General features: G+C 40.1%; 15 protein-coding genes, 1 other RNA gene and 1 pseudogene. 7 read left to right on the forward strand and 10 right to left on the reverse strand.

Annotation, left to right across the window (positions count from 1 at the left end; translation table 11 throughout):
- Positions 1-155: transposase (locus ACPWSO_RS06560; RefSeq protein WP_426082301.1), on the forward strand; the 155-nt coding region annotated here is incomplete at its 5' end.
- Positions 156-323: 168 nt separating this feature from the next.
- Here ACPWSO_RS06560 and ACPWSO_RS06565 read toward each other — a convergent pair.
- On the reverse strand, positions 324-977 hold the full coding sequence (locus ACPWSO_RS06565) for a redox-sensing transcriptional repressor Rex (RefSeq protein ID WP_426082078.1): 654 nt from the start codon (positions 975-977) through the stop codon (positions 324-326).
- 197 nt (positions 978-1,174) lie between these two features.
- Between ACPWSO_RS06565 and ACPWSO_RS06570 the strand changes: the two genes are divergently transcribed.
- Entirely contained in the window at positions 1,175-3,109 is a 1,935-nt protein-coding gene (locus ACPWSO_RS06570) for an ABC-F family ATP-binding cassette domain-containing protein (RefSeq protein ID WP_426082079.1), read from the forward strand.
- Between the two features lie 196 nt (positions 3,110-3,305).
- On the opposite strand, the gene ACPWSO_RS06575 is transcribed toward ACPWSO_RS06570, so the two are convergent.
- The 8 genes and pseudogenes from ACPWSO_RS06575 to ACPWSO_RS06610 form a co-directional block, all read right to left on the reverse strand.
- Complete coding sequence (locus tag ACPWSO_RS06575; protein ID WP_426082080.1) at positions 3,306-3,599, reverse strand: choline/carnitine O-acyltransferase; 294 nt, start codon at positions 3,597-3,599, stop codon at positions 3,306-3,308.
- Positions 3,600-3,771: 172 nt separating this feature from the next.
- A complete protein-coding gene (gene dtd / locus ACPWSO_RS06580; RefSeq protein ID WP_426082081.1) occupies positions 3,772-4,218 on the reverse strand; it encodes a D-aminoacyl-tRNA deacylase in 447 nt (148 codons plus the stop codon).
- Between the two features lie 10 nt (positions 4,219-4,228).
- On the reverse strand, positions 4,229-6,442 hold the full coding sequence (locus ACPWSO_RS06585) for a RelA/SpoT family protein (RefSeq protein ID WP_426082082.1): 2,214 nt from the start codon (positions 6,440-6,442) through the stop codon (positions 4,229-4,231).
- Between the two features lie 361 nt (positions 6,443-6,803).
- The gene (locus ACPWSO_RS06590) at positions 6,804-7,439 is read right to left on the reverse strand and encodes a deoxyribose-phosphate aldolase (protein WP_426082083.1); all 636 of its coding nucleotides are present in this window, start codon (positions 7,437-7,439) and stop codon (positions 6,804-6,806) included.
- Between the two features lie 2 nt (positions 7,440-7,441).
- Entirely contained in the window at positions 7,442-8,203 is a 762-nt protein-coding gene (locus ACPWSO_RS06595) for a 16S rRNA (uracil(1498)-N(3))-methyltransferase (RefSeq protein WP_426082084.1), read from the reverse strand.
- A gap of 1 nt (position 8,204) precedes the next feature.
- Entirely contained in the window at positions 8,205-9,152 is a 948-nt protein-coding gene (gene prmA, locus ACPWSO_RS06600) for a 50S ribosomal protein L11 methyltransferase (RefSeq protein WP_426082085.1), read from the reverse strand.
- A gap of 18 nt (positions 9,153-9,170) precedes the next feature.
- A complete protein-coding gene (locus tag ACPWSO_RS06605) occupies positions 9,171-9,659 on the reverse strand; it encodes a DUF3013 family protein (protein ID WP_426082087.1) in 489 nt (162 codons plus the stop codon).
- Positions 9,601-10,229: pseudogene (locus ACPWSO_RS06610) on the reverse strand (DNA-3-methyladenine glycosylase). Before ACPWSO_RS06610 ends, ACPWSO_RS06605 begins: the two are co-directional and overlap by 59 nt.
- Positions 10,230-10,824: 595 nt before the next feature.
- Here ACPWSO_RS06610 and ACPWSO_RS06615 point away from each other — a divergent pair.
- The 5 genes from ACPWSO_RS06615 (at position 10,825) to ACPWSO_RS06635 (ending at position 14,323) form a co-directional block, all read left to right on the forward strand.
- A complete protein-coding gene (locus tag ACPWSO_RS06615; protein ID WP_426082088.1) occupies positions 10,825-11,613 on the forward strand; it encodes a hypothetical protein in 789 nt (262 codons plus the stop codon).
- Between the two features lie 237 nt (positions 11,614-11,850).
- The gene (locus ACPWSO_RS06620; RefSeq protein WP_426082089.1) at positions 11,851-13,131 is read left to right on the forward strand and encodes a replication-associated recombination protein A; all 1,281 of its coding nucleotides are present in this window, start codon (positions 11,851-11,853) and stop codon (positions 13,129-13,131) included.
- Between the two features lie 55 nt (positions 13,132-13,186).
- A non-coding RNA gene (gene ssrS, locus ACPWSO_RS06625) (6S RNA) lies at positions 13,187-13,378 on the forward strand.
- A gap of 69 nt (positions 13,379-13,447) precedes the next feature.
- Entirely contained in the window at positions 13,448-13,717 is a 270-nt protein-coding gene (locus tag ACPWSO_RS06630) for a hypothetical protein (protein WP_426082090.1), read from the forward strand.
- 135 nt (positions 13,718-13,852) lie between these two features.
- Entirely contained in the window at positions 13,853-14,323 is a 471-nt protein-coding gene (locus ACPWSO_RS06635) for a universal stress protein (RefSeq protein ID WP_426082091.1), read from the forward strand.
- A 318-nt stretch (positions 14,324-14,641) separates the two neighbouring features.
- On the opposite strand, the gene ACPWSO_RS06640 is transcribed toward ACPWSO_RS06635, so the two are convergent.
- The gene (locus ACPWSO_RS06640; protein ID WP_426082092.1) at positions 14,642-15,460 is read right to left on the reverse strand and encodes a GNAT family N-acetyltransferase; all 819 of its coding nucleotides are present in this window, start codon (positions 15,458-15,460) and stop codon (positions 14,642-14,644) included.
- Between the last annotated feature and the right edge of the window lie 5 nt (positions 15,461-15,465).

The raw sequence follows: 15,465 nt of genomic DNA on the forward strand, positions 1-15,465 counted from the left end.
AAAATGCTCTTCAACACACCTACTCCAATGGACCGCTGGAATGTTTAAACAACCATATCAAAGTTTTAAAACGGAATGCGTATGGCTTCCGTAGCTTTTACAATTTCAAACTGCGAATTATGATTCGTCACGGCAACGCTTTAATTGTAAACTAAAAAAGACCAAGAGAAATGTTTCCTCTTGATCTTCAAAAATTCTAAGATTTCTCTTCACCAACATTAGTTGACAAAGAGCCCTTTTTTATTAAACGAAAAGACAGATACTAAACAACATCTTGTGTAATTCCCAGGTTTCAGGACGTCCATCTTAATTGCTTTTACCGTCTATTCTTCACCTGTCTCAATCAAATCTCCATCGTGATGCAGGAAATAGATTAATGTTTGCAGTTCATTGGTTAGATCGACATTTTGAATCAATACATCTGATGGCGCTGCCAGACGGGCAATGGTAAAGTTTAAAATTCCTTTAATCCCCGCTTCAGCTAGCTGATTTACAACATCCTGCGCTTTTCTGGCAGGTAGCGTTAAAATTGCCACCTCAATTTGTTGAATCTTGATTTGCTCCAGCATATCCTCGATAGGATAGACAGGAACACCATCTACGATTCGTCCAACGATTTCTTCGTTGATATCAAAAGCACAGCTCACACGAATACTGTTGCTCTGATGAAATTTGTACTTCAATAAGGCACTGCCCAGATTCCCAACACCAATTAAAGCTACATTGGTTAATTCATCATCATTTAGTGTTTTACCGAAAAAGTTCATTAGATTTTCTACATCATAGCCATAGCCCCGTTTTCCCAGCTCACCAAAGTAAGAAAAATCTCTACGAATCGTAGCGCTATCAACTTGAACTGCTTCACTCAACTCAGTTGAGGAAACTTTACTTTTACCAGCATCATATAAAATACGTAAATAACGATAATATAAAGGAAGCCTACGCGCAGTGGCTTTTGGTATCGTTTGCTCTTTCACATTCATACCTCCAACTCATTCTATATCTCCACTACTAATAATAGCAGTTCCAAGAGCTAAAAAGCAACGTTGGTGCTCATAAAAAACTATTTATTGCCTAAATCTTCTGTTTTATAACCTACAGCTTCTTATGTAACTGAATTTTTTAGTATTTTATGCTAAACTAAGAAAGATTACGATGAAATGAGGATAGAACCATGATCTTACTACAAGCAAATCAGATTGCCCGTTTTTTTGGCGCTGAAACTTTGTTTGAAAATATACAAATGGAAATAGCCGACAACAGCCGGATTGCTCTGGTAGGTCGGAATGGTGCTGGAAAATCTACACTTTTGAAAATCATTGCTGGAGTAGAGGCTCCGGATGCTGGAACTATTTCTAAAACCAAAACAGCTACCATTGGTTATCTTGCTCAGGACACTGGGCTGGACTCTGAAAAAAACATCTGGGATGAAATGCTGCTGGCGTTCTCAGCTATTACTGCTATGGAAAACAGAATGCGGGAGCTAGAACAGCAGATTAGTCAGACAGATCCTGAGGCAGCTAATTACCCTTCAATCTTAAAGGAATACGATAGACTACAGCAGGACTTTTCAGACAAAAACGGCTACAGCATGGAAAATGAGATTCGTTCTGTGCTGCATGGCTTCGGTTTTGATGACAGCTTTTACGATCGTCCGGTAGCCTCACTGTCTGGGGGACAAAAAACTCGTTTGGCATTGGCCCGAATGTTACTCCAGAAACCAGACTTGCTGATTCTCGACGAACCAACCAATCATTTGGATATTGAGACCTTGTCGTGGCTAGAAGGCTACCTGCCAAACTACTCTGGCGCACTGCTGATTGTTTCTCATGACCGTTATTTTTTAGATAAGGTCGTAACTGAAATCTATGAAATCAGCAGACGAAAGATGCGCTACTACAAAGGAAATTACTCTAAATACCTTGAACTAAAAGCCGAACAGCTAGCTAGTGAATGGAAAGCATTTGAAAAACAGCAAACTGAAATTCAAAAGCTGGAAGATTTTGTCGCTAGGAACCTAGTACGGGCTTCTACGACCAAACGGGCGCAAAGTCGTAGAAAAACACTGGAAAAAATGGAGCGGCTGGATCGCCCTGCCGGAGATGAAAAATCTGCTAATTTTCTTTTTGATATTGAGAAGGTTTCCGGGAACGTCGTTTTACAAGTTGAAGACGCGGCGATTGGCTATGATGACACAATCCTTTCTGCTCCTATTACTATGGATATCCGCCGACAGGAAGCAATTGCATTAGTTGGACCCAACGGTATTGGAAAATCCACACTCTTAAAATCGATTATCGGCACGTTACCCTTTATTAAAGGACAAGCTTTTCTCGGAACAAATGTTTCAATTGGCTACTATGATCAGGAGCAGGCAACTCTTCATGGCAACAAAACCGTTTTGGCAGAATTATGGGATGAGCATCCAACGACTCCGGAGAAAGATATCCGCAGTGTTTTAGGCAGCTTTTTGTTCAGCGGGAATGATGTAGAAAAAACTATTCCATTATTAAGCGGCGGAGAAAAAGCCCGTGTTGCTCTGGCTAAGCTGTCAATGAATAAAGAAAATTTTCTGGTTCTTGACGAGCCAACTAACCACCTAGACATTGACAATAAAGAAGTATTGGAAAACGCCTTGATTGATTATGAAGGCACCTTGCTCTTTGTTTCCCATGACCGCTACTTCATTAACCGAATTGCTACCAAAGTCATTGAACTATCGGAAAATGGAAGTAAGCTCTACTTAGGCGATTATGATTATTATTTAGAAAAGAAAAAAGAAGAGGAAGAGCTTGCCGCTTTAGCCGCAGGTGAAGCGCAAGAGAAAGAAGTATTCGCCAGCAATAAAAATAACTTTTACCAGAACAAAGAAGCTCAGAAAATCTTAAGAAATCTGAAACGAAAAATTACTCAGATTGAAGAAACTCTCAGTAAATTGGATGAGCATATTGCTGAATTAGAAATAGAAATGAGCCGTCCTGAGGTTGCCGATGACCATGTCGGGCTGATGGAACTTAATAAAAAGCTGGAAAAAGCACATGAAGAACAAGAACAGCAGCTACAAGAATGGGAAGATTTGAGTCTTGAATTAGAAGAAATGGAGTCTTAGAACACCCTATTTGAAGCTTTTTCTAAACTTCAGCTTTCTCCTTCAATTATCAGAAAAATGTTGAGTTTTCAGCCTTAATAAATAGTTATTTGCCTATTTATTGAGGTTGAAAGGGCTATAGGGTTTGTCCTAAGGATAAACCCTACAGCTCTTTTTTACGTCTAACTTTTCAGCTTTTCTTGTTTCTTTAGTAATTCTACGTAATGTGCTGATAACTGGATAGCGAAGGAACCAGAGCAAAATTAGACTCGCTTTGGACAGGTCCTCTGCCGCTTAAATAGCTGTCCTGCCAAAAAGAAGCCAACCAGCTGCCGGAGCTGTTCTGCTGATGCTTTAATAAGCGCTCCTGAAGTACTCTGCCAGTTCCTTCAGAAAATTCTTCCAGACTGCGGCTGAGTTCTTTGCTTTCTTCAGCCGTTATAAAGGGACTCGCCCAATTAAACAGCTCCACTAATGTATCTTCTAAATCAGGAACAGGCAGCTTTTCCAAATGAGGCAATCGTTTTTTTTATATTTATGCAAGTTTTTTTCCAACACCTTCCTGCAAACAAATGTAAACGCTCACTAACTTATTATACCAATTTTTCTGAGCATTTATAAAAGTTTACAAAAAAAGCCCCTATTATCAAAAATCAATTTTTTTGGTAATAGGAACTTTATTATTATTTTTCTCTTGTATCGATAATGATTGTTACTGGTCCATCATTTGTCAGTGCTACATCCATATCTCCGCCAAATTCTCCGGTTTCAACAGAGATGCCGGTTGCTTCCAGCTGCTGATTAAATGCTTCATACAACGGAATAGCCTGCTCAGGACGTGCGGCTTGAATAAAGCTCGGTCGATTTCCCTTTTTAGTATCTGCATATAGCGTAAATTGTGAAATACTAAGAATACTCCCCTGTACTGCCTGAATATCCAGATTCATCTTACCTTCATTATCCTCAAAAACACGCAGTTTACTAATTTTTCGAACTAAATAGGCAGCATCTTCCAGCGTGTCCTCTTCATGAATACCTAGCAGAATCATGAAGCCATGACCGATTTTCCCAATCACTTTCTGTTCCAGTTTTACACGGGCACTGGAGACTCTTTGAATCACAGCTTTCAACTTACTCCTCCTATCCGTTCGTCCGGCGAACACTGTAAATGTCTGGTACACTTTTGATTTTATCGACAATTGTTTTCAAATGAGAAAGATTTTGGATTTTCACAGTGATATGAATCGTCGCCATCTTATCTTTTGTCGGCTTTGCCTCCACACTGACAAGATTTTTAGTCATTGAACTTATTACTTGTAAAACATCGTTCAATAAACCGCTGCGGTTATAGCCGTAGATTTCCAAATCTGCATCATATTCCTTATGAATATTATCTGCGTTCTCCCATTCCACTTCAATCATCCGTTCAGCCAGCTCTTCCTGATGCTGTACGTTAGGACAATCCGCCCGATGAATAGAGACTCCTCGTCCCTTAGTAATATACCCTACGATTTTATCTCCCGGAACCGGATTGCAGCAGCGGCTCAAACGAATCAGTAAATTATCAATTCCCTGAATCACAATCCCGCCTTCATGCCGAACCTTCATTTTATCTGATTCTTTCTTCACCGGCTGAGTCATCAGCTCTTCCGCTTCCTGCTTTTGTTTCTCCAGTTCAATCTGCTTCCGTTCCTTCTCAGTCAAACGGTTGGAAACGACCTGGGCACTGATTTCACCATATCCAACCGCCGCATATAAATCATCCTCAGTTTGATAGTTGAACCGCTCTAAGGCTTCAGCAATTTTTGCCTTATTCATAAACTCTTTAGGCTGGAAGCCGTGTTCGTTTAGGTATTTTGTAATTGCATCATGTCCTTTAATGACATTGACTTCTCTATCCTGTACCTTGAAAAAGCGTTTAATCTTATTTCTCGCCTTACTTGTTTTAACCATCTTCAGCCAGTCACGACTCGGACCAAAAGAGTTTGGCGAGGTAAGGACTTCAATTATGTCTCCATTTTTCAGCGTGTAGTCCAGCTGTACCATTTTGCCATTAACCTTGGCACCGGTTGTTTTATTGCCAATTTCCGTATGCACGCTGTAAGCGAAGTCCAGTGGACCAGAGCCCTTCGGCAATTCGGTTACATCCCCAGTCGGAGTAAAAACATAAACCTTGTCACTAAAGATGTCTCCTTTAACACTTTCCATAAAATCAGATGCATCATAGCTTTCATCTTGAAGTTCAAGAATTTCTCTAAACCAGCTCAGCTGTTTACCAGATGGATCTTCCTCCACCTTATCTGTCTTGCCTTCTTTATACGCCCAGTGAGCAGCTACCCCGAACTCAGCAATTTGATGCATCTCATGTGTTCGTATCTGAACCTCAACAGGATTTCCTTTTGGACCAATCACAGTTGTATGGATGGATTGATACATATTAGCTTTCGGCATAGCGATATAATCTTTAAACCGTCCAGGCATAGGTGTCCATTTTGTGTGGATTGCGCCCAGTACCGCATAGCAGTCCTTAATCGAGTCAACAATCACACGGATTGCCAGTAAATCATAGATTTCTGTAAACTGCTTCTTCTGGTCCTTCATCTTCCGATAAATCGAATAAATGTGCTTTGGACGGCCATAAATTTCAGCATAAATTTCTAAATCTTCTGTAGCCTTTTTGATATCTTCAACCGCTTCAAAAATATATTCTTCCCGTTCTTCACGTTTCGACTGCATTAAATGAACAATCCGGTAGTACTGTTTTGGATTGATGTAGCGAAGTGCTGTGTCTTCCAACTCCCATTTGATACGGCTCATCCCTAAGCGATGAGCTAAAGGCGCATAGATTTCCAGCGTTTCCTGTGCAATTCTTCTTTGCTTATCATCACGTAAATGCTTTAATGTGCGCATATTGTGCAGTCTATCGGCTAACTTAACCATAATTACCCGAAGATCCTGCGCCATCGCCAACAGCATCTTACGGTGATTTTCAGCCAGTTGTTCTTCATGAGACTTATATTTGATTTTTCCAAGCTTGGTCACGCCATCAACAAGCATAGCTACATCTTCGCCAAATTCATTTTTTAAGTCATCCAGAGTCACATCTGTATCTTCTACTACATCATGAAGAAACCCTGTAGCTACGGTATGAGGGTCCATATGCAGCTCAGCAAGAATACCTGCAACCTGAATCGGGTGAATGATATACGGCTCTCCAGATTTTCTGACTTGCCCCTCATGTGCCTCTTTTGCGTACTCGTATGCTTTCCCAACAAAAGCAGTGTGTTTCTCTGACATATATTTTGATACAATCCTTATAACTTCCGGTCCTGTTACAATTTCATCTTTCGGCATCGTTCTCACTCTCCTTCAGCTTTCAGCGGGTAGCTTTGTCCGCAATTCTTCACCAAGCCTAAAACTACAGACTTGCTGCAGAAAAGTACCATGGCAAAATCTTTTCAATCTTAAAACAGCATAGCAGAATTTAGCTGGAATCAGCGACTGTCTTTTCACTGCCGATGCTCTTTTAAAAGTGCGTATTTATTGTTTGCTGTCATTTTCCTACACGCCTTTGTTGTCATTTGCTTAGGAGTATTCGGTACAACAACAGCTATTTTTTGTAAAAAAGAAAAGTACTACTTGAAGCAGCAGCACTTTCAATACCCTCTTATTATACTCTAAAATCCCAAATTTTCAATTCCTTCATTTCTCGGAATCATGTAAATAAAGGTAGAATTTCTCTAGGATTGTTCACACCAATAGTCGTTGCTCCAGTTTGAAGCAATATTTCCATCTCCAATAAGGTCGGATTGTCTACGTTCACTTGGATTTCCAGATAACGGTCCCGCATTGTTCGAAACATCCCTAAATTAAACAACGCCGTCTCAACTGACAAATTAGAGCCTAGGGAAATCAGCTTCACGTTTGTCCGTCCAATCTGAATGGCGATTCGTCCCCGTTCCTCCTCTGTCATCTCTTCGATATCAATAAAAAAACCTAGTTCTCCTTTTCCAAAAGCCAGTGGTGCCAACATTTGATAGGTTTGTTTACTGATTGAAAGATTTTCTAAAGTAGCAGTAATTTGAACCTCTGTCGCTCCATCCCGATATAGTTCCCCTGTTTCAAACGCCTGTTTCGCCAAGGTGCCGACTCCTAATGGGTAATCGGCAATACTGCCAACGTGAACTTCAGTGCCCTCTAGAAGCTGTTTCGTTCGCCTCACATGATACGGCAAAACATATATCATTTTTATTTTATATTCCCTGATAAATAAAACTTCTTCTTTTAACTGCTGGTCGGTCATTGCCGGGTCCAGCAAAATAACAGAAATCCGATTTAAATCAATCCCCATATTCAACCCCCTTGCGACAACAATTCTTGTTGATAGCTAACCGCACTCAATGCATACAGCGGAGCCGTTTCAGCTCTTAAGATACGAGGTCCTAAACCACAGCATATGCCTCCGCTTTGCTCAAACAACGCAATCTCTTCAGATGAAAAACCGCCCTCCGGTCCAAACACAAACAGTAGCCGTGCACCTGTGTTAAGACTTGTTAACACGTCAACAAGTTTGCTCCGCTCATTTTGTTTTGCTGATTCCTCATAAGCAATCAGCACTTTATCATAGGTTGAAAACATAGCAAGCAGCTGTGCTTCTTTTTCCAGTAACTGTATTTCAGGAACTCTTTGACGGTGAGATTGTTCAGCCGCTTCCTGAGCTATTTTTATCAGCCGCTTCGTTTTGGCAGCCAGCTTTTTGTGATCCCATTTAACAATCGAATTTTGAGCCGGAAAGCCAATAAAGCTGCTGCTGCCTAGCTCTGTTCCTTTTTGCACAACCCATTCCAGCTTATCTCCTTTGGGTAGTCCGCAAGCAATGGTTACGTGGATGGGCAGTTCCTTATCCGCTGTTTCTTTAGACAGTTCTCTAACTGAGACCGTCTGTTCATCAATCGCTGTTATCTCTCCCAATACAACGATGCCGTCCTCAAACACTAAATAAAGCTCTTCTTCCGGCTTCATACGCATGACCCGTACAATATGATGATAATTTTCGTCTGTTACAGCAAAGACTTCTTGATTTCTATAAGATTCTTTTACAAAATAGCGCTGCATATTATTCGTCCTCTGATTTTTTTAAAATAATGGCATACCAGTCACCTTGCTGGAATATCTGATCCACCTGAAAACCAACACTTGTCATCTTTTCAAGAATCATCTCTTTTTTCTCTCTAATAATCCCTGAAACAACAAACGTCCCGGAATTTTTCAATAAGCGATATGCATCTTCCACCATCAATACAATGATATCTGCCAGAATATTCGCTACAATCACATCAGCTTCAACTGCGATTTCTGTCAATAGATTGTTTGCACCAACCTGAACATCAGCAGCAACGGGATTCAACGCCATATTTTCTTTGGCCGCAGCAACGGCTACATCGTCTAAATCATATGCATAAACAGTTTCAGCACCTAAATATTTTGCAGCAATACTCAGAACGCCGGAACCAGTTCCTACATCCAGCAGGGTTTCACCGCCCCGTAAAACAGTTTCCAAGGCCTGCAGCGTCAAACGTGTTGTCGGGTGAGTGCCTGTTCCAAATGCCATTCCCGGATCTAAAGTAATGATATGCTCTTTTGAATCTTTAGGTTCATACTTTTCCCAACTTGGTACAATCGTCAAGTATCGGGTTACCCGTACGGGATGATAATATTTTTTCCAGGCTGTCGCCCAGTCACTCTCGGCTACTTCACTAACGGTCAATTTATTTTTTCCAATCGCCAAGCCAAACTTCGGCAGCTGGGAGATATTTTCTTGGATGAACGGAACAATTTCCGGTAAAAAAGCAGTCTCTGGAAAATACGCCATAACTAACGCTCCCTCTTTAATATGAGCAAACTGATCTTTATCTAAAATCTCACCATAGATGTCGCTTTCAAAATTTTCAACATCCAGCGCATCCTCTATAGCAACACCGCTGGCTCCCGCTTCCATCATAATATTGGAGACCGCCTCGACAGCCTCACTTGTCGTTTCAACTTTCACTTCTGTCCACTTCATTTGCTTAATACCGCCTTTTTAATAGCTTGGATAAGGAAAATAGCTGTCTGTAGCTGTGCTGGCTTCCTTAATAGCTTTTTTAAATTCATCATCATTCCATACTAGTTCAAATGTTTCTTTATCCCCATCTGTCAAAAATTCAAGAAGACTATCCTGACCGTTAATCAGCACCTCATTTAGATACGTCAGTGCTCCATCAATTTCTCCTTTTGACATGCCTTTTTTCCCATCAAAAGGGATTACTGCCATATAATCTGAAGCATCAGGTATCTGCTTTACTTTTTGAGTGTTATAGAACAATAAGCCATCTTCAAACTCAATAATTTCAGATTCTGATACCACTCCCTGCGCATCATCAATTCGTTCTCCTGACTTATTTTCCGCAAATAACCGAACGACTACTTCAATCGTATGATTCCGTGTATCCCAGTCAATAGCGGTATCAAATTCAGTTATTTTCTTTTCCAGCTGCTGATTCAAATAATCGAGTATTGTTTGTTTTTTCATTAGTTATTCATCCTTCCACCCCAGGGTTTCTTGATCCACCCCAGCTTTCTTCTGTAAAGATATATATGGGTTCCCCGCAACTGCGAAACGGAGCGGCGCCTCTGTCCAAATTCCTTTATTCGGAATACCGATACGCGGCAGTTCAAGAATTTTTTGAGGATATTTCCTCTTTTCCGAAACCAAGTGCAGCGGGCTGTCAAAAATCGACTGACCATACAGTTCCCGGCTAATCCCTAATGCAGCAACCAACTTGCCTGGTCCATTTGATAACTCCGGTCCGCTACGTCCTTTCCGGTGAATAATCATCTCTTCAACACCTGCAGCCGGCTGCAGTCCTCGAATCATTACTCCTTGCGGGTGTCCTTCATCTCCGGTGACCATATTTAGAATCAAATGTGTGTGCATCGTGTATAGGTAAATTGTTCCTGGTCTGCCGTACATTGCCTGCAGTCGTGGAGTATTCCTCATACCAAAGCTATGTGCCGCCTCATCTTCCGGACCTAAATATGCTTCTGCATCAACAATATATCCTGCCAACGTGCCAGCTGCTGTTTCATGCTCCAAATACATACCCAGCAGATAGCGGGCAATCTCTTCTGTCGTGTGTTTTTCAAAGTATTGCTTGATATTATTCAATTTTGCCACCCTCTATCATACACAATCTATAGAAAATAAGCCATGAAAACAGGTAATCTTCCTGTGGTTCTCTCCAGCAAATCTAATCTTCAACCTTTGCGTATATCTTCTTATTAATAAATCACAAAAAGTCAAAGCTTGCTTTATAAAAAGCTAATCACGGCTAGTCTTGTTTTTTTAACAGTATTTATATATATTGTATCATATTCTTGCTCTTACAAAAGTATAAGAGCAAAGGGATTGACCTAATTACAAGAAAAATTTTTTTGAAAAAAGCTTGTTCATTTTTCAGCAAACATATTGATAAATCATTATTCGTCTTTTGCAGAGTCTCTTCAAATAACGTCTGCAGTAAAAAATAAATAAAATTTCTTATGCCAAATTGATTCTATCACCGGATAAAATCCTCTTACCAAACAACATGCGAATGTATGTTCTTATGATAAAAACATGGTATACTAGTGTATAAGAATTGGAATAGCTCTTCTTATTTTTTTATGTGTGTTTATTCCGGAAAGAGGATATTATTATGGCTTTCTTTAATCAGCTTTTTAGAAAAAAGGCAGACTCAGCAAAGAAAAGACCGGCAGCTTCTTCTGAACCGAAACAACTGTCTATCAATCGGCAAACCCTTGCTCCCTTCAATCTTCTGGAAAGTGAGCTGGACAGTATTTTTCAGCAAAACTACAATTCGCTACACCCGCAAATCCATTTGATTACTAGTGAAGAATTTCAGGCCCTTTCCATGATGACTGAAGTGTTGCCGGATGTCTGCTTCTTATGGACAGATGATGAAAGTAATTACGCTGGACTTTTTTATCAAGGACCGTTAAGAGGAAAAATTATGTTTCTTGATCATGGAAACCCTTTTTATGTTCCTTTATATAAAACAGTTGATTCGTTTATCCAACGGGTGGCAGATGGAAGCATTGAGAATCTATACATACCTGAACTGGGCGCTCAGTCATCGGAAAACAAGCCAGTTGCGGATTTTCCAATGAAAGCTGACAGCTCCAGTGAAATGCAGCAGAATTATGCTTGTAGTAAAATACTACTGGGGCAGCTTTCTCAGTTTTTAGATGAGGATGCTTATGCCCAAATCGCTTTTCAGGCTTTTTATCTCATGCCAAAAGAACACCTTTATGAGCTTCTGCCCTTCTTGGATAATGAAAATATGTATATTTTACAAGAGCTGCCTTATCTATTTGCTTTTCACAATTTCCTGCCTGCACGTCCTCCGCTTGAGAAAGCTGCGGAAGCTGGAAACAACTATATAAAAAGTCATGCGCAAAATGCATTGAAGCGCTATACTGCTTAGCAAGATACATGACTCTAAAACAAACAAGGATTATGAACAAAATTTCCCACCCTGTTTCCGCAATATCTAAACAGATGACAAGAACAAAATGAATTGCTGCAATACTTAGCTGTAATAAGCACCAGTTGGCACTTCATATCACTTTGCCTTCTAAGATTCAGACTTTCATTCCTGTCTTATGTGCAGTCTTGTAAGCTTTTATCAATTTACGATTATGAACAGAAAGGAAGTATTCCTATGCAAAAACCGCTAGCCTACCGTATGCGGCCAAGAAATATAGATGAAGTTGTTGGTCAAACACATCTTGTAGGAGAAGGAAAAATTATCCGCCGTATGGTGGAGGCACGTATGCTTTCTTCCATGATTCTCTACGGACCACCGGGAACTGGAAAAACCAGTATAGCCAGTGCAATTGCCGGTTCTACGAACTATGCCTTTCGAATGCTGAATGCGGCAACAGATACTAAAAAGGATTTGCAAATAGTTGCGGAAGAAGCAAAAATGAGCGGAACAGTTATTCTGCTGCTGGATGAGGTTCACCGCTTGGATAAAACCAAACAGGATTTTTTGCTTCCACATCTGGAAAGCGGACGAATTATTATGATTGGAGCAACAACTGAGAACCCCTATATTACTATTAATCCTGCAATACGCAGCCGGACACAAATCTTTGAAGTAAAACCTTTAAGCGAAGAAGATATTCAAACTGCTGTGAACTGGGCTTTGGAAGACAAAGAAAGAGGATTAGGAGAATATTCTATAATATTAGAACCAGAAGCTCTCCTGCATTTATCTCGAGCAACAAACGGCGATTTGAGGAGTGCTTTAAATGGGTTAGAATTAGCTGTAAAATCGACGAAGGAAAATAATGAGCAAAAAATTGTCGTTACACTATCGATTATTGAAGAATGCATTCAGAGAAAAGCACTGACACATGATAAAAACGGCGACGCTCATTATGATGTTATTTCTGCCTTCCAAAAATCGATTCGTGGAAGTGATGTGGACGCTGCGCTTCACTATTTAGGTCGATTAGTCGTCGCAGGTGATTTACCGATTATCTGTCGCCGTCTAATGGTTGTTGCCTATGAAGATATTGGGCTGGGAAATCCGACAGCTGCTGCGCGAGCAGTTACAGCTGTACAGGCCGCTGAAAAACTAGGCTTTCCTGAAGCTATTATGCCGTTGTCTATGACTGTTGTTGAACTCTGTCTCTCACCCAAATCTAATTCTGCAAATGCGGCATTAAGCAGGGCCATTGCAGATATCGAAGCCGGTAATGCCGGAGAGGTTCCTGATCACTTAAGAGACAGTCATTATTCTGGGGCCAAGGAACTAAACCGCGGAATTGGCTATCAGTATCCTCACGCCTTTGAAAATGCTTGGGTGAATCAGCAGTATTTACCGGATAAACTAAAAAATGCAAAATACTATGAACCGATTGACACTGGAAAATATGAACAAGCCCTTCATCAGCAATACGACCGAATTCAAAAATGGAAACAAGAAAATTCATAAATTCTCCAATGCATGGTCATTGCCGGATGGCAGAAGCTATGCTATTATAAAGATGGTTAATCTGTGATGTGCGCGTTGTCTTTTTTGTGTGTTGACCGAACATTTTATTGATATCTCGGGATCCGACTAGTATCCAGATGGGTAGCATGCCTTTTCATTTGGTAGCTCAAAATCAGGGATCGTGGAACCCACCTGCTAAGTGCGGGATCAATACTATAGGACAAATAACGGCATCGACGGATTATCCTTTTTTTAAACTTTCCAGAAACTGTGACATTAATGTAGATGTCGCAGTTTCTTTTTTTGGGGGAATACTATGCTTATTCGTTTTCTTATTTTAGCTGCAGCTATACTCGCTTTTATCATCAGTATTTATTTAAAAAAGAGCTTTCCTCTTCTTGCAGCTGCATTAAAAAAAGACATCTCTTCAGATTTTTTTGATAGCTTTAGCCGCCTGTTCTTAATTTTCGGAGTGTTGGGTATTGTAACAGCAATTATCAATCTATTTTATCTTTCCTTAGTCTATATTATCTTTCTATTAATGCTTGCCGCAGTTTTTGGAATCTCATTCTCAAAAAAAATATGAGAATTTTACCCTTTTTGATTTGAATTTCGACTGTTTTGTTCTACAATAATAGTGTAGAACGATTTAATGTTATATAAATCCTTTGGGACACCTCGCAGGATTCATATAGAGTAAATAATAAAGGAGTTGATTCCTATGTTACAAAATTATCGTAAAATCATGGTAGCCGTCGACGGCTCAGCGGAAGCAGAACTGGCTTTCAAAAAGGCTGTCAATGTAGCAATGAGAAATGATGCAGAACTACTACTAGCGCATGTCATTGACACGCGGGCTTTCCAATCCATCTCTTCTTTTGATGGGATGTTGGCTGAGCAGGCAACAGAAATGGCTAAACAAACATTGGATGACTACAAAAAACAAGCAGAGGAGCACGGCTGCGAAAAGGTTTCAACCGTTATTGAATACGGATCGCCGAAAGGAATCATCGCCAAGCAGCTTCCTCAAGATCACAATGTTGATCTTATCATGATTGGTGCAACTGGACTAAACGCTGTAGAACGGCTATTTATCGGATCTGTTTCAGAATACGTTATCCGCAATGCCGCCAGTGATGTCCTTGTTGTAAGAACAGATTTAGACAATAAGGTACCAAAAGAAGTAGAATAAAAGCTATAAAAATAGGACCCAGCCAAAAGCATTCAGCTTTTGGAAATCAGATGATGTTCACAAAAATGATTTTTTAATTTTGTGACTTTCAGTTTGTTTCCAGAAGAACAGCTTTTGTCTGGCCTTTTTTAATTGTAAGAGAGTTAGGGCAAAAGTATGACGCCTTGGAGCATAATACAAAGTAGATGAAAATTGTTAAGAAACTTTACGAAGAAATTCGAATAGCTGCTGATAGCTCCCTCAGTATTAGGAAGTAAACACGGATTAATGTCTTGCCTGCTCATTTTATTTTTTAGAATAGATTAATTTTTAGTTTGATTACTCTAGTTCATCTGTATTATAATTTTTTTCCATCTGATACTGCTCTACAATTGGGCTAAAACCTATATTCAACAGCTGTTTAGTCTCTTGCGATGATTCAGAGAAGTTCATCCCTACAACCTGTTCACGGCCAAATGCTTCCGCTAGATTTCTTATCATGTTTTCGCCATCTTTGTTGAAATCAACAAGATTCATCTGACAAATCGTCACCTGCTGTTCATTTCTCGACAATACTATTGTTCCAATCCGTTTATTTTCTTCTGAACTGATTTTATAGCCCTCATTTCCATGACTTAGCCAGTTTTGCCAAGGAGTATTGTCCGGTTCTACAATTTGTTCAGCTGCTATTTTTGAAAAAGACAGCTTACTTTGCGGTTTTTCTGTTACTTTTCTTTTTAGAACTAGAACCTTCGATGCAATATAATAGCCTAGCTTTTTATAGAGTTCAACTGCCTTAGTATTTTCAGTAATTACTTCCAGCGTCATTCTGGATACGCTATGCTGCTTGGCTATTGTCTCAGCCTGATTCATCAAAAGCTTTGCTATATTTTTGCTGCGATACTCTGGATGAACTGCCAAGCCTCCAATCCAGCCTACTTTTTCTTGCCCCCACACTGCTTCACCATACAAAATAATTCCAGCAGGCTTTCCATCACTCAAGTATATCCAAGACCAATCATCCTTTAGCTTCAAAAAACTAAGCCTATCATTCAGCTGCTGCTCCGTCACCTTAACGGGTACTAAATAATCTGAAAATCCCTGATTCCATAGTTCAGTCCGAACTGCTGAAGGAGTCTCCTTAAAAGATTGGAACACATCTC

Source organism: Enterococcus sp. LJL51 (assembly GCF_049894025.1).
Taxonomy (GTDB): domain Bacteria; phylum Bacillota; class Bacilli; order Lactobacillales; family Enterococcaceae; genus Enterococcus_L.